Origin of the sequence: Pseudomonas sp. NMI760_13, from assembly GCF_021283245.1 — a bacterium.
In the GTDB taxonomy this organism is placed as follows: domain Bacteria; phylum Pseudomonadota; class Gammaproteobacteria; order Pseudomonadales; family Pseudomonadaceae; genus Aquipseudomonas; species Aquipseudomonas peradeniyensis.
Genome location: NZ_JAJSRC010000013.1, coordinates 96,226 through 115,469, shown reverse-complemented (window position 1 = coordinate 115,469; position 19,244 = coordinate 96,226). Strand labels below are relative to the sequence as shown.

Genomic DNA, 19,244 nt, shown 5'->3' with positions numbered 1-19,244 from the left:
GTGCAATGAAGAAACGCATCGTCCTCTACAAACGCCTCTCCGACGCGCTCATGGCCCGCCTGCAGGCGCACGCCGAGGTGACCCTGGTCGAATCGCCCAGTGCCGACGGCCTCGCCCGCCTGCGTGCGGCGCTGCCGGGCGCCCATGGGCTGCTCGGCGCCAGCCTGCGCCTGGACGCCCCCTTGCTCGACCTGGCGCCGCAGCTGGAAGTGGTCTCCAGTGTATCGGTCGGCGTCGACAACTACGATATCGACGCCTTCGACCAGCGCGGCGTGCTGTTGACCAACACCCCCGACGTGCTCACCGAAACCACCGCCGACACCGGCTTCGCCCTGATCCTCGCCTGTGCCCGGCGGGTCGTCGAGCTCGACGGCTGGATCCGCGCCGGCCACTGGCAGGCAGGTATCGGGCCGGCGCAGTTCGGTTGCGATGTGCAGGGCAAGACCCTGGGCATCGTCGGCATGGGCCGTATCGGCGAGGCCCTGGCCCGCCGCGCCCATGCCGGTTTCGGCATGCGCGTGCTGTACCACACCCGCCAGCCACGGCCCGAGGTGGAGGCGCGGTTCGCCGCCGCGCATCGCAGCCTGGAGGCATTGCTGGCCGAGTCCGATTTCGTCTGCCTGTGCCTGCCGTTGACCGCCGCGACCGAGAACCTGATCGGCGCACCACAGCTGGCGCTGATGAAACCGTCGGCGGTCCTGGTGAATATCTCCCGTGGTCGGGTGCTGGACGAGGCTGCATTGTTCCAGGCCCTGGCCGAGCGGCGCATTCGCGGCGCCGGCCTGGACGTGTTCGTGCGCGAGCCGTTGCCGGCCGATTCGCCGTTGCTGCAACTGGACAACCTGGTGGTGACGCCGCACATCGGCTCGGCCACCGAGGAGACCCGCGAGGCCATGGCCCGTTGCGCCGTTGAAAACCTGCTGGCCGCCTTGGCCGGCGAGCGGCCGCAGAACCTGGTCAACCCGCTTGCCTGGTCGCGGCGAAACCCATGAGCGGGGCGAGCACTGTGCTTGCCATAACAACAGCCCTTGCCCGATTCGATATCCCGGGGTCGCGCCGCGACCCTTTGGCAAAACAAGGCCGCTCCGCCGAGACAGCGCTGTCTCGGCCTGTGGCTCCGGGATCTTCAACGGTGAAAAGGGCGACGATTTCCGTATGACCTGATCAACAGAGAGACATCCTCATGTCCAAGGACCAACCCGCCTCCGTGCAACCGGCGCGCCGGGCGTTCCTGCGCCAATCCCTGACCCTGATCCCGGTGGCGACCCTCGCCGGCACGGGACTGGGCAGCGCAGTGCTCGCCGACAGCGTCACCCCGGCACCTGCCGAACCGGCCCGAGCGGCCCCGGCACGGGCCTACCAGCCGAGCTTCTTCACCCGCGAGGAGTGGGCCTTCGTCAGCGCCGCCGTGGCCGTGCTGATCCCCACCGACGCCCTCGGCCCCGGTGCGGCCGATGCCGGCGTGCCCGAGTTCATCGACCGTCAGCTCAACACCCGCTACGGCAGCGGTGGGCTGTGGTACATGCAGGGGCCATTCCGCCCCGACGCGCCCACCGAGCTGGGTTACCAGCTCAAGCTCAGCCCTCAGGAGATCTACCGGCTGGGCATCGCCGAAACCGACGCCTGGTGCCAGGCGCAGTTCGGCAAGGCGTTCGCCCAGCTCGGCCTTGAACAACAGCAGCAGGTGCTCGAGGCCCTGGACGGCGGCAAGCCGGTCTTTGCCACGGTGCCGGCGGCCACCTTCCTCGGCATGCTCTGGCTGAACACCCGTGAGGGCTTTTTCAGCGACCCCCTGCACGGCGGCAACCAGGGCCTGGCCGGCTGGAAGCTGGTCGGCTTCCCCGGCGCCCGCGCCGATTTCATGGACTGGGTGGAGCGCGACGAGCGCTATCCCTTCCCGTCAGTGTCCATCAGCGGCGAGCGAGGTTGAGCCATGAGCCAAGTGATGAAGAAAGTCGATGTGGTCATCGTCGGGTTCGGCTGGGCCGGGGCGATCATGGCCAAGGAACTGACCGAGGCCGGCCTGCAGGTGCTGGCCCTGGAGCGCGGCCCTGCCCGCGACACCTACCCGGACGGCGTCTACCCGCAGACCATGGACGAGCTGACCTACAACTCGCGCAAGAAGCTGTTCATGGACATCTCCCGCGAGACCGTGACCCTGCGCCACAGCGTCAACGACGTGGCCGTGCCGTACCGCCAGTTCGGCGCCTTCCTGCCCGGCACCGGCACGGGCGGAGCGGGGCTGCACTGGTCCGGCGTGCATTTTCGCGTCGACCCGGTGGAGCTGCGCCTGCGCAGCCACTACGAGGAGCGCTACGGCAAGCGTTTCATTCCCGAGGGCATGACCATCCAGGACTTCGGCGTCAGCTATGAAGAGCTGGAGCCGTACTTCGATTTCGCCGAGAAGGTGTTCGGCACCTCCGGCACGGCCTGGTCGATCAAGGGCCAGGTGGTAGGCCGCGACAAGGGTGGCAACCCGTTCGCCGCCGACCGCTCCAGCGACTTCCCGCTGGCGGCGCAGAAGAACACCGTGTCGGCGCAGCTGTTCGAGAAGGCCGCCCGCGAGGTCGGCTACCACCCCTACAACCTGCCGTCGGCCAACACCTCAGGGCCCTACACCAACCCCTACGGCGCGCAGATGGGGCCGTGCAACTTCTGCGGCTATTGCAGCGGCTATGCCTGCTACATGTACTCCAAGGCCTCGCCCAACGTGAACATCCTCCCGGCCCTGCGCCAGGTGCCGAACTTCGAGCTGCGCAACAACGCCCATGTGCTGCGGGTCAACCTGACCGCCGACAAGCGCCTGGCCACCGGCGTGACCTACGTCGACAGCCAGGGGCGAGAGGTGGAGCAACCGGCCGACCTGGTGATCCTCGGCGCGTTCCAGTACAACAACGTGCGCCTGATGCTGCTCTCGGGCATCGGCAAACCCTACGACCCGGTGAGCAACGAAGGGGTGGTCGGACGCAACTTCGCCTACCAGAACATCTCCACCGTGACCGCGTTCTTCGACCGCGACAGCCACCACACCAACCCCTTCATCGGCGCCGGCGGCAACGGCGTGGCGGTGGACGACTTCAACGCCGACAACTTCGACCATGGCCCCCACGGCTTCGTCGGCGGTTCGCCGTTCTGGGTCAACCAGGCCGGCGCCAAGCCGATCTCCGGCATCAAGGTGCCGCCGGGCACGCCGAAGTGGGGCAGTGGCTGGAAGGCCGCGGTGGCCGACAGCTACCGGCACATGCTGTCGATGGACGCCCATGGCGCGCACCAGTCCTACCGCGACAACTACCTCGACCTGGACCCGGTGTACAAGGATGCCTACGGTTTGCCCCTGCTGCGCATGACCTTCGACTGGAAGGACAACGACGTGAAGATGAACCGTTTCATGGTCGAGCGCATGGGCAAGATCGCCGAGGCCATGGGGCCCAAGGCGATCAGCGCGGGCAAGAAAGCCTTCGGCCAGCACTTCGATGCCTCCACCTATCAGACCACCCACCTCAACGGTGGCGCGATCATGGGCACCGATCCGAAAACCAGCGCGCTCAATCGCTACCTGCAGTGCTGGGACGTGCACAACGTGTTCGTGCCCGGCGCCTCGGCCTTCCCCCAGGGCCTGGGCTACAACCCCACCGGCCTGGTGGCGGCACTGACCTACTGGTCGGCGCGGGCGATCCGCGAGCGCTACCTGAAGAACCCCGGTCCACTGGTGCAGGCATGAGGAAGGCCAACATGAAGACATTGCTCATCGCCATGCTGGGCCTGGGCGCCAGCACCTTGCTGCAGGCCGCCGACGCGGTGGACCCGGCGCAGGTCAGGCAAGGCGAATACCTGGCCCGCGCCGGCGACTGCGTGGCCTGCCACACCGCCAAGGGCGGCAAGCCGTTCGCCGGCGGGCTGCCCATGGAAACGCCCATCGGCACCCTGTACTCGACCAATATCACGCCCCATGCGAGCGGCATCGGCCAGTACAGCTACGAGGACTTCGAGCGTGCCGTGCGCCAGGGTATCGGCAAGGATGGCAGCACGCTGTATCCGGCCATGCCGTACCCGTCCTATGCCCGGGTCAGCGACCAGGACATGCAGGCGCTCTACGCCTACTTCATGCACGGCGTGCAGCCGGTGGAGCAGCAGAACAAGGACAGCGACATTCCCTGGCCGCTGAGCATGCGCTGGCCGTTGGCGTTCTGGCGTGGGTTGTTCGCGCCGGCGGTCAAACCGTTCGAAGCCGCCGGGCGTGATTCGCTGGTGGCGCGCGGCGCCTATCTGGTCGAAGGGCTGGGGCACTGTGGCGCGTGCCACACGCCGCGGGCGCTGACCATGCAGGAAAAAGCCCTGGATGCCGGCGACGGCGCGGCATTCCTGTCCGGCAGCGCGCCCCTTGAAGGATGGATCGCCAAGAGCCTGCGCGGTGACCACAAGGATGGCCTGGGCAGTTGGGACGAGGCGCAGATCGTTGCCTTCCTCAAGACCGGGCGCAACGAGCGCACCGCAGTGTTTGGCGGCATGAGCGATGTGGTCGAGCACAGCATGCAGTACATGAGCGACGCCGACCTGACCGCCATCGCCCGTTACCTCAAGACCTTGCCGCCGGTGAACCCGGACGACAAACCGTTCCGCGAGGACCCTGCCGTCGCCCAGGCGCTGTGGCAGGGCAATGATGGCAAGACCGGCGCGGCGCTCTACGTCGACAACTGCGGTGCCTGCCACCGCACCGACGGCAAGGGCTACGCCCGGGTGTTCCCGGCGCTGGCCGGCAACCCGGTGGTGCAGGGCGAGGATGCCACCTCGTTGATCCACATCGTGCTGGAGGGCGCGACCCTGCCGGCCACGGCGACGGCGCCCTCGACCTTCAGCATGCCGGGCTTCGGCTGGCGCCTGTCGGACCAGCAGGTGGCCGATGTGGTCAACTTCATTCGCGCCAGCTGGGGCAACCAGGCACCGGCGGTGAACGCGGGGCAGGTGGCGCAACTGCGCAAGCAGGCGCCGCCGGCACTGAAGGCCGAGTCGTTGATCGGCGATACCACGGGTATCCAGGAGCCCTGAGCAGTGGCCGGGGGCAACGGGTCTGCACGACCTTGCCCCTGGCCCCGCCACTCAGAACCAGCGGTCGTTGCGTTTACGGCCGCGGGTCAGCGCCGGCAGGATCAACCCCGCCAGCAGCCCGGCCCCGGCGATGCTGCCGCCGTAGACCATGTAGCGCATCATCACCTGCTTGTTCTCGTCACCCAGGCGCGCCTGGGTGTCGCGCAGGGTCGACTGGCTCTGCGCCAGTTGCTCGTTGAGCGCCTTGTTGCGGCTTTCCAGCTCGTCGATCAGCGCCTTGCGCGAGTCGAGGGTCTCCTGCATGCCCTGCACGCGGTTCTTCCAGCTCTCGTCGATGTTCTTCAACTGGCCGGACAACTCGGCCACCTGGGCGTCGAGCTGCGGCAGGCGCTCGTTCTGGCCGGGCACGGCCTGCAGGTCGTTGCTGAGGATCCACACCAGGTCGCCGCTCTGTCCGCGCACCTGGCTGTAGTTGCCCTGGCTGGTCACCAGGCTGACCTTCTGCCCGGACTTGAGCGTGCCGACTATGCGGTGGCCATCGGTGGGACCGCTGCGCACGTAGGTGCTCAGGCTGTCGCTGACCCAGCGCGCATCGCTGGCCGGCTCTTCGGCGTGGGCCGGAACGGCAAGGGCGATCAGGGCGGCGATCAGGCCGCCGCGCAGGGCGGTGAGGGCAGGGGAAGCGGGCTGGATGTCTGGCATGCTGGTCTTCGCTGAAACAGGACGAATGAAGGCCCGATGACTGGGCCGGCGATCCGGTCGGGTGGATTGACCGTCAGCGAAAGACCGTTTTTTTGTAGGCAGGTTCACTACCTGGTGCAGGAAATGTCTGCAGGATGTTGCTGGCCGTATCTCTAGCAGCGTGGGAGCGGGCTTGCCCCGCGATGCGATCGATGGCACCGACTTTGTCGGTGATCGCGGGGCAAGCCCGCTCCCACGCTGCCCCAGCTAAATCACAGCATTACTTTTTGCTCCATTGCAGCGGCTACCTCAGGCCACCACCTCATAGCACGGCACATACGCCGCCCCACCGGGCAGCTTCATGCGGTGCTGGTCGACGAACGCCTGCAGCAGGCGCCCGAGCGGGTCGAGGATCGCCGCGTCGCCGCGGATCTGGTACGGCCCGTGCTCCTCGATCAGGCGGATGCCCTTGTCCTTGACGTTGCCGGCGACGATCCCGGAGAACGCCCGGCGCAGGTTGGCCGCCAATTCGTGGGGCGGCAGTTCGCGGCGCAGGGCCAGGTTGGCCATGTTCTCGTGGGTCGGGTCGAACGGGTGCTGGAAGCCCTCGTCGATCTTCAGCAGCCAGTTGAAGTGGAACGCGTCGTTACGTTCACGGCGGAACTGCTTGACCACCTTGAGCCCCTCGACCATCTGCCGGGCCACTTCGGCCGGATCGTCGATGATGATCTGGTAGTGACGCTGGGCGGCCTCGCCGAGGGTTGCGCCGACGAAGGCGTGCAACTGCTGCAGGAAGGCTTCGGCGCTGCGCGGCCCGGTGAGCACGACCGGGAACGGCAAGTCCTGGTTGTCCGGGTGCATGAGAATGCCGAGCAGGTACAGGAACTCCTCGGCGGTGCCGGCGCCGCCGGGGAAGATGATGATGCCGTGGCCGACGCGGACGAAGGCCTCCAGGCGCTTCTCGATGTCCGGCAGGATCACCAGTTCGTTGACGATCGGGTTGGGCGCCTCGGCGGCGATGATGCCCGGCTCGGTCAGGCCCAGGTAGCGACTGCCGTGCATGCGCTGCTTGGCATGGGCAATGGTGGCGCCCTTCATCGGCCCCTTCATCACGCCCGGGCCGCAGCCGGTGCAGACATCCAGCTTGCGCAGGCCCAGCTCGTGGCCGACCTTCTTGGTGTACTGGTATTCCTCGCTGCTGATCGAGTGCCCGCCCCAGCACACCACCAACTTCGGCTCGACGCCCGGGCGCAGGGTGCGGGCGTTGCGCAGCAGGTGGAAGACGTAGTCGGTGAGGCCTTGCGAGCTTTCCAGGTCGATGCGCTGGCTGGCCAGCTCGCTCTCGGTGTAGACGATGTCGCGCAGGGCGCTGAACAGCATCTCGCGGGTGCTGGCGATCATTTCGCCGTCGACGAAGGCGTCGGCCGGGGCGTTGAGCAGCTCAAGGCGCACGCCGCGGTCCTGCTGGTGGATGCGTACCTCGAAGTCCTTGTAGGCCTCGAGGATGGTCTTGGCGTTGTCGACATGGGCGCCGGTGTTGAGGATGGCCAGGGCGCACTGGCGGAACAGGGTGTAGAGGCTGCCGGTACCGACTTCGCTCAGTTGCTGGACTTCACGTTGCGACAGCGTCTCCAGGCTGCCCTTGGGGCTGACGGAGGCGTTGATGACATTGCGTTGGGGCATCTGGTCTTTCCTGTGCGGGTAAAACATCCTTCTTGGACAACACCATACAAGCAAATGTGCGTGGCAACGAGGGGGCGGGTGAAAAAGCCTGGCTGGCAATCGTGGGAGTGGCCTTTGTGGGAGAGGGCTTGCCCCGCGATCAGGGCCGGTAAGGCATCGCGGGTCAAGCCCGCTGCCACGAAGGTCACCTCACCTTGAACACATGCCGCAGGTACGCCACGAAATTCTCGTCCCGGCACTGGGTCTTGCCCGGGCTGTCGGAGATCTTCGCCACCGGCGCGCCGTTGCAGGCGGTCATCTTGATCACCATGTTCATCGGCTTTACCCCGGGGATATCGCAGGTGAGGTTGGTACCAATGCCGAAGCTGACATGGATCCTGTCATTCAACGCACGGTACAGCTCAAGCATCTTCTGGAAATCCAGTCCATCGGAAAAGATCAGCGTCTTGCCCTTCGGGTCGATCCCCAGCCGCTCATAGTGGGCGATGGCTTTCTCGGCCCAGGCCAGCGGATCGCCCGAGTCATGGCGTAGGCCATCGAACAGCTTGGCGAAGTACAGGTCGAAGTCGTGCATGAACGCATCCATGCCGATGCAGTCGGTCAGGGCGATGCCCAATTGGCCACGGTACTCGCGTACCCAGCATTCCAGTGCGGCGGCCTGGCTGTCGACCAGGCGCGGACCAAGTTGCTGGTGGGCCATGAACCATTCGTGGGCCATGGTACCGATGGGCTTGATCTGGTATTCGCGGGCCAGGTGCACGTTGCTGGTACCGACGAAACGCCCGGGAAAATCACGCTTGAGGATATGCACCACTTCTTCCTGTACCCGGTAGGAGAATCGCCGGCGGGTACCGAAGTCGGCCAGTTGCAGACCGGCCAGCTCGTCGTCGCTGGCTTCGGCCCTGAGCCAGTCGAGCTTTTGGTACAGGCGCTCGCCGACCTGCTCGATCAGCACCTCGCGATAGCGGTAGCGGTTGCGTACCTCGCTGATGATCGCCAGCAGCGGGATCTCGAAGAGGATCACGTGCAACCACGGGCCGCGTACGCGGATCGCCAGTTGCCCGGCATCGTCCAGGCCAACCTGCACGTAGCGCAGGTTGAAGCGGAACAGGCTGAGGAAGCGGATGAAGTCCGGCTTGATGAACGGGATCTTCTCCAGGTAGGCCAACTGGTCGTGGGTGACCGAGACATCGGCCAACTGCTCGATCTGGTAGCGGATCTCGGCGAGGTAGGGCGCCAGGTCCTCGTCGTTGCGGCAACGGAACTCCCATTCCACCTCGGCGTTGGGGTAGTTGTGCAGCACTGCCTGCATCATGGTGATCTTGTAGAAATCGGTATCCAGCAGGTTCTGGATGATCCGTGGACCAAAGACGCTGTCGCTCATGGGCGGGCCTCCTTGATTTGGTCGAGCCGGGTATCGAGGGCCTGTTCGTCGGTGCACAGGTGGATGCCGGTGATGGCCATTTCATCGCAGGCCGCCTGTGCGCCCTCGGCGCTCAGGGCGCGGCAGGCCGGCAGGTACAGCAGTACCTCGAAACCGGCGCGGCGCAGTTGCAGGGCAGTGGTGCGCACGCAGTAGTCCAGTGCCAGGCCGCCGACGATGATCGCCTGTACCTGCTGCACCTTGAGGTACTCGATGACGCCGGTGGAGCGGCGCTCGGCCAGGTCGTGGTAGCAGGCGCCGTAGGGGTGCAGGTCGGGTTCTACGCCTTTCCAGACGAAGTAGTCGTAATCGATGGGGGCGGGCAGGCCGGGCAGCAGCTCGAAGCCCGGCGTGCCGGGGACGCAGTGGCTGACCCAGGTCAGGTCGGCATTGGCCAAGGTCAGTGGTTGCAGCATCTGGCCCGGCTCGGCGACCACCCAGGCGGCGTTGGCCGGGTGGGCGTCCTTGCTGCCCAGGCGCAGCGAGGCGCGTTGGGCCATGGTGTTGAGCGCGGGGGCGATCAGGTGGCCGCCCGGAACGGGTAGCTCATGGGGTGCGTTGGCGGTGAAGCCGTTCTGCGCGTCGACGTCGAAGCTGGCAATGTTCATTTGGGGCCTCCTCTCGCTTGGATGGCCATATATTTCACCTGGTGCATTAAGTGTGTCAAGCCATATCCTTAATTAAGTTTTATACTTGACCAACTTAATTGCCCTGGTGGAATATTTGCGTATTTGAAAATGGAGTGCCATCTTGAGCAGCGCAGAAGTCCTGGCCAGCGTGGATATCGTCGCCCTGCGCCTGACGCCTGAGAGCCAGCGCCTGCAGGTCCTGCTGCACCAGCGCCAACGCACGCCCTACAAGGGCCAGTGGGCCTTGCCGGGCGTCATCGTCAATGGCAGTACTGCGGACAACAACCTGGATGCCGCCGCCTGCCGGGCACTTGCGGAAAAGGCCAAGGTGTACCCGCGCCACCTGGAGCAGGTCGGCACCGAGGGCAATGCTTCCCGCGACCCACGGGGCTGGACATTGAGTACTTACTACCTGGCGTTACTCGACCCTGCGGTCGTGGTCGAGGATCAGCAGATTGCCTTCTTCGATCTGCAAGGCGTCCTGGATAATGAGCCGCCGTTGCCGTTCGATCATCGCCTGCTGGTCGAGCGCGCCTATGAACGGCTGGCGGCCAAGGCCGTGTACACCAACCTACCGTTGTATCTGGCACCCGAGCGCTTCACCGTGCTGGACGCCCTGGCCGCCGCGCAGGCGTGCCTGGGACAGCCGGTCAACAACACCTCAATGCGCAAACGTCTGGAGCGCATGAAGAGCGAAGGTTGGGTGCAGGACACCGGAGAGAAGAACCAGCCCAGGCTGGGGCGGCCACAGCAACTGTACCGACATACCCCACAGGGGAGCGGGGCGTTCATGTTCGACCGGAGTTTGCTGGCGGGAGGATAGTCAGGAGAGGTCGCGGCCTCTTCCTGCAGTCGTCGAGTAGCGACTATCCTTGCCCCATGACCAACCTGCCTCCCCAACGCCATCCTTGTCCACCGGGCGCCTGCGACTGCGGCCGCGAACGCCTGGCCGACGGCCCCGAGCGACGCATCCTGCTGCTCACCCGTGAGGAGGAGAAGCGCCTAGTCGAACGCCTGGAAAATCTGAAGGATCTGGAGGACCTGCAGCACCTGCAGGCGCGCCTCTACGAACAACTGGGCATCCGCGTGCATATCGCCCCTGGCTTCAACGAGGTGCGCACCATGCGCGGCATCGTCATCGAGCTTGCGGCGCAGACAGGCCTGTGCCGCAAGACCCGCCAGTCGATCCCGGCCGCCATTCGCCGTGGCCTCGAGCGCAATCCGCAGGTAGCCTTCCGCCTGCTCGACGCCCACGACCTGCTGCGCGACGCCTGAGCCTCAGCGCATCGCCGCCAGCTTGATACCAAAGCCCACCAGACAGACACCGGCCAGGCGCTCCAGGGCATGCGTCACCCGCGGGCTGGCGCGCATGCGCTCGGCCAGGCGGTGGGTGAGCAGCACCGCCACCAGGCCGTAGAGCAGGGTCAGGCCGGCCACGGTCAGCGCCATGAAGGCGAAGGTCACCACGCCCTGGTGGCGCACCGGGTCGATGAACAGCGGGAAGAACGCCATGTAGAACATGATCGCCTTGGGGTTGAGCAGGGTGATCATCATGGTCTGGCGCAGGTAGCGGCCGCTGGCCATGCCGCTGTCGCGCGGCGCACCGCCGGGCTTGCTCAGCACCATGCGCAGGCCGAGCCAGGCCAGGTAGGCGGCGCCGGCCCACTGCACCACATGGAAGGCGGCCGGGTAGGTGGCCAGCAGGGTGGCGACGCCGGCCACCGCCAGCCACATCAGCACCTGGTCGCCGAGGATCACCCCGAAGGTGGCGGCCAGGCCGCCCTTGATGCCGCCCTTGCCGGTGGCGGTGATCAGGGCGAAGTTGCCGGGGCCGGGGATCGCCAGGAGGATGAGGAACGCGATCACGAAAGCGCCGTAGTCGGTCACGCCGAGCATGGGAAGTCTCCTGGGGAAGGTGGGCGGGCAGATCACGATATATGCCATTATTCGCGGGACTTGCAAAGCCATGGCGGCACAGGGAGGTGAAGATGGCGTTCAGCGCGGATGAGCGGGCGGTATTGCTGGCGGTCAAGGGCGTGGGGCCGACCGTGGTGCAGCGGCTCGAGCAGTTGGGTTATGACTCGCTGGCACGACTGGCCGGGGCCGATGCCCTGCAGATCGTCAGCGAGGCGGCCGGGCTGGTGGGCAGCAGTTGCTGGAAGAACAGCCCGCAGGCGCGGGGGGCGATACAGGCGGCGATTGCGCGGGCCAGGGAGGTTGCTTTTTGACGGGCTGTCCAGATGTGGCACGCACGTTGACCGTTTCCCCTGTAGGAGCGGCCTTGTGCCGCGAAAAGGCTGCGTAGCGGCCCCAGGGGTTCAGCGTTGACACATCAATCGCCGGGGCTGCTACGCAGCCCTTTCGCGGCACAAGGCCGCTCCTACAGAGGGGCGTGCAGGGCCTTTGGAGCAGCATAAAAAAGCCCCGAAGACCAAGGCCTTCGGGGCAAACGGTTGGGGGAGGAACCAACCAAAGGAGTCTTCACATCAGGGGGCGATCAGCGCGAGCTGGCCACCACGTCGGGTTGCCAGCCGCCGCCCAGCGCCTTGTAGATCGCGACGATGCCGCTGTACAGCTCGACCTCGCCCTGGGCCTGGGCGTCTTCGGCGCTCAGGCGTTCGCGCTCGGCGTCGAGCAGCACCAGGTAGTCCACCGTACCTTCGCGGTAGCGCACCGAGGCCAGTTCCGCCGCCTTGCGGCTGGCGTCGCTCTGGCGCATCAGCGCCAGCAGGCGCTGTTGGCGCTTGCCGTAGTCGCTGAAGGCATTGGAGGATTCCTCCAGGGCCAGCAGCACCTGCTGTTCGTAGTTGGCCAGGGCACCCTCGGCATCGGCCTTGGCGCCGCGCAGGCGGGCGCGCACGCTGCCCAGGTCGAAGGCTGCCCAGGTGATGCTCGGGCCCAGCGCCCAGGCATTGGCAGCCGAGGAGCCGATCTGCGAGCCGCGCGCGGCGGTGAAGCCGAGGAAGCCGCTCAAGCTGACCCGTGGGAACAGGTCGGCGGTGGCCACGCCGACGTTGGCCGTGGCCGCCGCCAGCTGGCGCTCGGCGCTGCGGATGTCCGGGCGGCGGCGCAGCAGCTCGCCGGGGTCGCCCACCGGCAAGGCCTTGGCTATGGCGGGCAGGGCCTTGGGCGCCAGGTCCACGCTCAGGGCGTCCGGGCGCTGGCCGAGCAGGGTGGCGATGCGGTTCTTCGCCCGTACCTGTTCGGCCTGCAGCTGTGGCACGGTGGCTTCAACACCCGCCAGGCGGGCGTCGGCGCGGACCACGTCGAGCTCGTTGCCGACCCCGGTATCGCGCAGGGTCACGGTGATGTCCCGCGACTGCTGCTGGGTCTTGAGGTTGGCCACGGCGATCTGCTCGCGCAACTGGGCGCCGCGCAACTGGCCATAAGCGTCGACCAGTTCGGCGATCAGGCTGACCTGCAGCTGCTGCAGGTCGGCCTCGGCGGCGGCTTCCTGGGCTTCGCTGGCTTCGATCTGGCGCTGGATGCGGCCGAACAGGTCTAGCTCCCAGGCCATGTCCAGGCCCAGGTCATAGCGCTCGCTGTTGACCCGGCGCTCGGTCTGGCCGGGTACCTGGCCCTTGCCCAGGTCGCTACTGGCGCGGCTGGTGACCACGGGGATCTGGTCGTTGGACACGTCCTCGCGAATCGACCGCGCCGCTTTCAGGCGGGCGAAGGCCACGCGCAGGTCGCGGTTGCCGTCCAGCGACGCCTGTACCAACTGGTTGAGCACCGGGTCGTCGAACTGCTTCCACCATACGCTCTCGAAGCGGCTGCGGTCGAAGGCCTTGGCTTGCAGGCTGCTGTCGAGCTGCGCCGGTTCCGTGGCCGGGGTCTTGTAGTCCGGGCCCACCGCGCAGGCCGCCAGGGCCAGTGCCAGCAGGCTCGGGGTCAGGGGTTTGAGCAACTTCATGCGTGGTTCTCCAGGGCCACTGCGTGCCCGGCCTTGCGGGCCTGGCGACGCTCGACGAAACGGCGGATCAGGAAGAAGAACACCGGGGTCAGGAACAGGCCGAACACGGTCACCCCGATCATCCCCGAGAACACCGCCACACCCATGGCGTGACGCATCTCGGAACCGGCGCCGGAGCTGAACACCAGCGGCACCACGCCCATGATGAAGGCGATCGAGGTCATCAGGATCGGCCGCAGACGCAGGCGGCAGGCTTCCAGTACCGCAGCCAGCGGGTCGAGGCCCTTGGCCTGTTCATCCTTGGCGAACTCGACAATCAGGATCGCGTTCTTGCACGCCAGGCCCACCAGTACGATCAAGCCGATCTGGGTGAAGATGTTGTTGTCGCCACCGGAGACGATCACCCCGGTGATGGCCGACAGCAGGGTCATCGGCACGATCAGGATCACCGCCAGCGGCAGGCTCCAGCTCTCGTACTGGGCGGCCAGCACCAGGAAGGCCAGCAGCACGCAGAGCGGGAACACGAACAGCGCGGTGTTGCCTGAGAGGATCTGCTGGTAGGTCAGGTCGGTCCATTCGAAGGTCATGCCGTTGGGCAGTTCCTCCTTGAGCAGTTTCTCGATCGCCGCCTCGGCCTGGCCGGAGCTGTAGCCTGGGGCCGCGGCACCGTTGATCTCGGCGGTGATGAAGCCGTTGTAGTGCATGACCCGGTCAGGCCCGGAGGTGTCGCTGACCTTGAGGAAGGTCGCCAGTGGGATCATCTCGCCCAGGTTGTTGCGCACCTTCAGCTGGCCGATCTGCTCGGCGTCGAGGCGGAACTGCTGCTCGGCCTGGACGTTGACCTGGTAAGTGCGGCCAAAGCGGTTGAAGTCGTTGGTGTACAGCGAGCCCAGGTAGACCTGCAGGGTGTCGAAGATGTCATTGATTGCCACGCCGTGGGTCTTGGCCTTTTCCCGGTCGATGGCGGCATCGACCTGCGGCACGTTGACCTGGTAGCTGGTGAACAGGCCCGCCAGTTCCGGCACGTTGTGGCTCTTGGCGATGATGTTCTGGGTCTCTTTGTACAGCGCTTCGTAGCCCAGGTTGCCGCGGTCCTCGATCTGCAGGCGGAAGCCGCCGATGGTGCCCAGGCCTTGGACCGGCGGAGGCGGGAAGATCGCGATGTAGGCGTCCTGGATATCGGCGAACTGGGCGTTCAGGGCCGCCGCGATGGCCGCCGCCGACTGGCTCGGGTCCTTGCGCTCGTCGAACGGCTTGAGCGGGGTGAACACGATGCCGCTGTTCGGGCTGTTGGTGAAGCCGTTGATCGACAGGCCCGGGAAGGCCACCGAATCAGCCACGCCCGGTTGCTTGAGGGCGATCTCGCTCATCTTCTTGATCACCGCCTCGGTGCGGTCGAGGCTGGCGGCGTCAGGCAGCTGGGCGAAGGCCACCAGATACTGCTTGTCCTGGGCCGGGACGAAGCCGGTCGGGGTGGACGAGAAGCCCAGGTAGGTCAGGCCCATCAAACCGGCATAGACGAACAGGGCAATGCCGCTGGAGCGGATGACCCGGCGCACGCCGCCGACATAGCCATGGCTGGCGCGGTCGAAGAAGCGATTGAACGGGGCGAACAGCCAGCTGCCCAGCAGTTTTTCCAGGAACCGCGAGAAACGGTCCTTGGGCGCGTGGTGGTCCTTCAGCAGCACGGCGGCCAGGGCCGGCGACAGGGTCAGCGAGTTGAATGCCGAGATCACGGTGGAGATGGCGATGGTCAGGGCGAACTGCTTGTAGAACTGCCCGGTGAGGCCGGAGATGAACGCGGCGGGCACGAACACGGCGCACAGCACCAGGGCGGTGGCGATGATCGGGCCGGTCACTTCGCTCATGGCCTTCTGCGTGGCTTCCAGCGGTTTCAGGCCAAGGCCGATGTTACGCTCGACGTTCTCCACCACGACGATGGCGTCGTCCACCACGATACCGATGGCCAGTACCAGGCCGAACAACGACAGCGCGTTGAGCGAGAAGCCGAACAGGTGCATCACCGCGAAGGTGCCGATCAGCGAGACGGGCACGGCCATCAGCGGGATGATCGAGGCGCGCCAGGTCTGCAGGAACAGGATCACCACCAGCACGACCAGGATCAGGGCTTCGAACAGGGTGTGTACCACGGCTTCGATGGAGCCACGAACGAACACGGTCGGGTCATAGACGATGCTGTAGTCCATGCCTTCCGGGAACTCTTTCTTCAGTTCGGCCATCTTCGCCCGCACTTCGTCGGAGATCTCGATGGCGTTGGAGCCTGGGCGCTGGAAGATCGGGATGGCCACCGCCGGCTGGTTGTTCAGCAGCGAGCGCAGGGCGTACTGGCTGGAGCCGAGCTCGACCCGGGCGATGTCCTTCAGGCGGGTGATCTCGCCGTTGGCACCGGCACGGATGATGATGTTCTCGAACTCTTCCTCGTTGACCAGGCGGCCCTGGGTGTTGATCGACAGCTGGAAGCTGGTCGAACCCGGGGCGGGCGGGGCGCCCAGCTGGCCGGCGGCGACCTGGCGGTTCTGCTCGCGAATGGCGGCCACCACGTCGCTGGCGGTCAGGTTGCGCGAAGCGGTCTTGTTCGGGTCGAGCCACACCCGCAGCGAGTAGTCGCCCATGCCGAACAGCTGCACGTCACCGACGCCACCGAGGCGCGCCAGCTCATCCTTGATGTTGAGGATGGCGTAGTTGGACAGGTAGAGCATGTCGTAGCGGTTGTCCGGCGAGGTCAGGTGCACGACCATGGTCAGGTCGGGCGAGGCCTTGTCGACGGTGATGCCGATGCGCGTCACCTCTTCCGGCAGCTTGGGCTGGGTACGGGTCACGCGGTTCTGCACCTGCACCTGGGCGTTGTCCAGGTCGGTGCCCAGGGCGAAGGTGATGGTCAGGGTCAGCTTGCCGTCGGCGGTGGACTGCGAGGACATGTACAGCATGTTCTCGACACCGGTGATGGCCTGCTCCAAGGGCGCTGCGACGGTCTCGCCGATCACCTTGGGGTTGGCGCCGGGGAAGTTGGCGCGCACCACCACGGTGGGCGGCACCACTTCGGGGTATTCGCTGATCGGCAGCTGGAACAGCGAGATCGAGCCCGCGATCAGCAGCACCAGCGACAGCACCGCGGCGAAGATCGGCCGGGTAATGAAGAATTTCGAAAAGTTCATCGGTGTTGTCCCTTAACCGCGCGGCGCTTGGGCGCTGGCGACTTTGACATTGGCGCCGGCAACCTTCGGCGCCGGGTTGCTGGCCTCCAGGGCCTGGCGCTGCTGGGCGAGGGCGGCGAGGGTCTGCTCGCTGGCCATCGGCGTTTCCTCAGGGGTGACCGGCGAGCCCGGGCGCACGCGCTGCAGGCCCTTGACCACGATGCGGTCGTCCTTGGCCAGGCCGCTACGGACGATGCGCAGGCCTTCGAGCTTGGGTCCCAGTTCCACGGCGCGGTAGGCGGCCTTGTTGTCCTTGTCCATGACCAGCACGAACTTCTTGCCAAGGTCGGTGCCGACCGCTTCGTCGTTGATCAGCACGGCGTCGTACTGGGCGCTGCCGACCAGCTTCAGGCGCGCGTACAGGCCCGGGGTGAACTGGCCGTCGCGGTTGTCGAACACGGCGCGGCCACGGATGGTGCCGGTGCGCGGGTTGACCTGGTTGTCGACGAAGTTCATCTGGCCCAGGTGCGGGTTGCCGGTCTCGTTGGTCAGGCCCAGGTACACCGGGGTGCTCTGGCCGCGCTGGCCGTCGCGGGCGAGCTGGCTGTACTTGAGGTACACGCGCTCGTCGGCGTCGAAGTAGGCGTACACCTTGTCGGTGGAGACCACGCTGGTCAGCGGGGTGACGTCGGCGCTGACGATGTTGCCGGCGGTGAACTGGGCGCGGCTGACGCGGCCACTGATCGGCGCGGTAACGCGGGTGAAGCTCAGGTTCAGGCGGGCCAGGTCGAGCTGGGCCTGGATCGCGTCGACCCCGGCGCGGGCCTCGGCGGCGGCGCTGCTGCGCGACTCGGCCAGTTCCGCAGAAATCGCGTTGCTGTCGCGCAGGCGCTCGCCACGGCGGGCTTCGTTGGCGCTGCGGATGGCGGTGGCCTTGGCCTGTTGCAGCTGGGCTTCGAGGCGGCGCACTTCTGCCTGGAACGGGCGTGGGTCGATCTGGAACAGCAGGTCGCCTTTCTTGACCTGGGCGCCTTCGGTGAAGGCCACCTGGTCGATCTGGCCGGACACCCGTGGACGTACTTCGACGGTTTCCGGCGCTTCGAGGCGGCCGGTGAACTCGTCCCATTCGTTGATCGGCTGTTCGATCACCTTGGCTACGCTGACCTTGGGCGCGGCGGGAGCCTGCACGGCGTCGGGGGTGCGACCGCAAGCGCTGAGCACCACCACTGCCAGGGCAGCGAGGGGGAAGCGCAAGGGTTTGAGTGAGTGATCCATGGAGAACTCCGCCAATGTATTAGTAGTGGGCGGAGTGTGAGTGTCTTGCGCGTGGCGCACGAATCAAACGGAGCGAAGGTTATTATCACGCGCAATGATAGGTCGGGTGCCGTCATCGATCCGGACGCATGGTTTCAGGCCGGCATCACCCCGTGTAGGAGCGGCCTTGCGCCGCGAAAGGGCTGCGCAGCAGCCCCAGGATTTCAGCGTTGACGCATCAATTGCCGGGGCTGCTTAGCAGCCCTTTCGCGGCACAAGGCCGCTCCTACAGGGGGATGGTGTAATTCGGCAGTCAGCGTGGCCCGCCGGATGCCTTCTCACGCAACGCCTTGGCCACTTTCGCCTCGATCTCGTAGGCCGGCCCCTCCAGTGCCTGGTAATCCCGGGTATAGCGCCTGGCGAATTCCTCCACTCCCAGTTCCTGGTACTGCTGCACATGCTTGAGCTCATGGGCCCACAGCGCCACGTTGTCCTCGGCATCGGCGCTGCGACGGAAAATGATGGTGTCGATCAGGGTTACCGCGTTGACGTCCGGGTTCTGCAGCAATGCGTTGGCGGCGCTGATCTGCTGTTCATCGCCCACCCGGTAGCGCGCCGCGTCGAGCACGGCGAAATCGTACCAGGGCTCGAGCTGGGCGCGGATATGCAGGGGAATCGGCTGGCTGCCGCTGGCGGTGGCCTCATCGCGAGCCTGGCGTAGGGCGAATACCAGGCTGCCGCTGGCCATGCGCTCGACATCCTGCAGCACCTGGCCGCCCTGGTTGGGGTCGATGGGCGCGCAGAAACACACCACCAGGCATACCTGGTATTGCCCGACCGGGCAGCTGTCCTGGGCGAAGGCGGGCAGAGTCAACAGCAGTCCCAGCAGCGTACTAGCGAGCCTCATCGAAGACCCGTCCGACCAGTTTGCGGCTGGCGTCCAGCACCTGCGCCTGCACCGGCTCGCTGGCCAGCATACGGCCCACCACCAGTGCGCCGACGCACTGACTGAGCAAGGCCCAGGCCAGCTCGGAGTCGTCGAGGGTCTCGCTCCACGCCTGGTGCAGCTCCACCAGCCAGTGTTCGGCCTGTTCGCGCACCGGTCGCTCGGCGCGGGCGATCTCCACCCCCAGTGGCGGCAGTGGGCAGCCGCCCTCGGCATTGTGCAGGTGGGCCAGGCTCAGGTATTGCTCGAGCAGGCGCTTGAGCCGGGGCCGATCGGTGCCACGCTCGACCAGACGCGCCAACGGGCTGTTGGCCAGTTCGCGGCGGACGATCTCGCTGAACAGGTCGTCCTTGGACGGGAAATGGTTGTAGAAGGCGCCGCCGGTCAGGCCGATGGCCTTCATCAGCCCGGCCACGCCGGTGGCGGCGAAACCCCCGCGCTTGGCCAGGGCGCCGCTGCTGGCCAGCAGCTTTTCGCGGGTCTGTTGCTTGTGGTCGGTGCTGTAGCGCATGCG

Annotated in this window: 17 protein-coding genes; 7 read left to right on the top strand and 10 right to left on the bottom strand. The window is 66.3% G+C overall.

Annotation, left to right across the window (positions count from 1 at the left end; all coding sequences use genetic code 11):
- The first annotated feature begins 5 nt into the window (after positions 1 to 5).
- The 4 genes from LU671_RS15650 to LU671_RS15635 all read left to right on the top strand — a co-directional run bounded on the left by LU671_RS15650 (position 6) and on the right by LU671_RS15635 (position 5,046).
- Positions 6 to 992 carry a 2-hydroxyacid dehydrogenase gene (locus LU671_RS15650; RefSeq protein ID WP_232856150.1) on the top strand — a complete coding sequence of 329 codons (987 nt, stop codon included), beginning with the start codon at positions 6 to 8 and terminating at the stop codon, positions 990 to 992.
- Positions 993 to 1,183: 191 nt separating this feature from the next.
- A complete protein-coding gene (locus LU671_RS15645) occupies positions 1,184 to 1,930 on the top strand; it encodes a gluconate 2-dehydrogenase subunit 3 family protein (protein ID WP_232856149.1) in 747 nt (248 codons plus the stop codon).
- A gap of 3 nt (positions 1,931 to 1,933) precedes the next feature.
- Positions 1,934 to 3,721, top strand: a complete 1,788-nt coding sequence (locus LU671_RS15640; protein ID WP_232856148.1) for a GMC family oxidoreductase — start codon at positions 1,934 to 1,936, stop codon at positions 3,719 to 3,721.
- A gap of 11 nt (positions 3,722 to 3,732) precedes the next feature.
- Positions 3,733 to 5,046: a cytochrome c gene (locus LU671_RS15635; RefSeq protein ID WP_232856147.1), complete on the top strand. Its 1,314-nt coding sequence runs from the start codon at positions 3,733 to 3,735 to the stop codon at positions 5,044 to 5,046.
- A gap of 51 nt (positions 5,047 to 5,097) precedes the next feature.
- Here LU671_RS15635 and LU671_RS15630 read toward each other — a convergent pair whose 3' ends face one another.
- The 4 genes from LU671_RS15630 to LU671_RS15615 all read right to left on the bottom strand — a co-directional run bounded on the left by LU671_RS15630 (position 5,098) and on the right by LU671_RS15615 (position 9,441).
- Positions 5,098 to 5,748: a TIGR04211 family SH3 domain-containing protein gene (locus tag LU671_RS15630; RefSeq protein ID WP_232856146.1), complete on the bottom strand. Its 651-nt coding sequence runs from the start codon at positions 5,746 to 5,748 to the stop codon at positions 5,098 to 5,100.
- Between the two features lie 288 nt (positions 5,749 to 6,036).
- A complete protein-coding gene (gene ppnN / locus LU671_RS15625) occupies positions 6,037 to 7,410 on the bottom strand; it encodes a nucleotide 5'-monophosphate nucleosidase PpnN (RefSeq protein WP_203652441.1) in 1,374 nt (457 codons plus the stop codon).
- Between the two features lie 184 nt (positions 7,411 to 7,594).
- The gene (pncB, locus tag LU671_RS15620) at positions 7,595 to 8,794 is read right to left on the bottom strand and encodes a nicotinate phosphoribosyltransferase (RefSeq protein WP_232856145.1); all 1,200 of its coding nucleotides are present in this window, start codon (positions 8,792 to 8,794) and stop codon (positions 7,595 to 7,597) included.
- A complete protein-coding gene (locus tag LU671_RS15615; protein WP_232856144.1) occupies positions 8,791 to 9,441 on the bottom strand; it encodes a nicotinamidase in 651 nt (216 codons plus the stop codon). Before LU671_RS15615 ends, pncB begins: the two co-directional genes overlap by 4 nt.
- Before the next feature lie 142 nt (positions 9,442 to 9,583).
- Between LU671_RS15615 and LU671_RS15610 the strand changes: the two genes are divergently transcribed.
- Positions 9,584 to 10,285 (top strand): NUDIX hydrolase, encoded by a 702-nt coding sequence (locus tag LU671_RS15610; RefSeq protein WP_203652446.1) that lies wholly within the window; start codon positions 9,584 to 9,586, stop codon positions 10,283 to 10,285.
- A gap of 56 nt (positions 10,286 to 10,341) precedes the next feature.
- Complete coding sequence (locus tag LU671_RS15605; RefSeq protein ID WP_232856143.1) at positions 10,342 to 10,737, top strand: hypothetical protein; 396 nt, start codon at positions 10,342 to 10,344, stop codon at positions 10,735 to 10,737.
- A gap of 3 nt (positions 10,738 to 10,740) precedes the next feature.
- Here LU671_RS15605 and LU671_RS15600 read toward each other — a convergent pair whose 3' ends face one another.
- A complete protein-coding gene (locus tag LU671_RS15600; RefSeq protein ID WP_232856142.1) occupies positions 10,741 to 11,358 on the bottom strand; it encodes a LysE family transporter in 618 nt (205 codons plus the stop codon).
- A gap of 92 nt (positions 11,359 to 11,450) precedes the next feature.
- Between LU671_RS15600 and LU671_RS15595 the strand changes: the two genes are divergently transcribed.
- Complete coding sequence (locus LU671_RS15595) at positions 11,451 to 11,690, top strand: helix-hairpin-helix domain-containing protein (protein WP_110738643.1); 240 nt, start codon at positions 11,451 to 11,453, stop codon at positions 11,688 to 11,690.
- A gap of 269 nt (positions 11,691 to 11,959) precedes the next feature.
- Here LU671_RS15595 and LU671_RS15590 read toward each other — a convergent pair whose 3' ends face one another.
- From LU671_RS15590 to LU671_RS15570, 5 genes are all read right to left on the bottom strand, one after another.
- Positions 11,960 to 13,375, bottom strand: a complete 1,416-nt coding sequence (locus LU671_RS15590; protein ID WP_232856141.1) for an efflux transporter outer membrane subunit — start codon at positions 13,373 to 13,375, stop codon at positions 11,960 to 11,962.
- Positions 13,372 to 16,551, bottom strand: coding sequence for an efflux RND transporter permease subunit (locus LU671_RS15585; protein WP_203652451.1), 3,180 nt, complete (start codon positions 16,549 to 16,551; stop codon positions 13,372 to 13,374). The genes LU671_RS15590 and LU671_RS15585 overlap by 4 nt, the downstream gene beginning before the upstream one ends.
- Before the next feature lie 12 nt (positions 16,552 to 16,563).
- The gene (gene mexE, locus LU671_RS15580; RefSeq protein WP_203652452.1) at positions 16,564 to 17,805 is read right to left on the bottom strand and encodes a multidrug efflux RND transporter periplasmic adaptor subunit MexE; all 1,242 of its coding nucleotides are present in this window, start codon (positions 17,803 to 17,805) and stop codon (positions 16,564 to 16,566) included.
- 292 nt (positions 17,806 to 18,097) lie between these two features.
- The gene (locus LU671_RS15575; RefSeq protein WP_232856140.1) at positions 18,098 to 18,691 is read right to left on the bottom strand and encodes an eCIS core domain-containing protein; all 594 of its coding nucleotides are present in this window, start codon (positions 18,689 to 18,691) and stop codon (positions 18,098 to 18,100) included.
- Positions 18,678 to 19,241 carry a TetR/AcrR family transcriptional regulator gene (locus LU671_RS15570; protein ID WP_232856139.1) on the bottom strand — a complete coding sequence of 188 codons (564 nt, stop codon included), beginning with the start codon at positions 19,239 to 19,241 and terminating at the stop codon, positions 18,678 to 18,680. The genes LU671_RS15575 and LU671_RS15570 overlap by 14 nt, the downstream gene beginning before the upstream one ends.
- Positions 19,242 to 19,244: the final 3 nt, after the last annotated feature.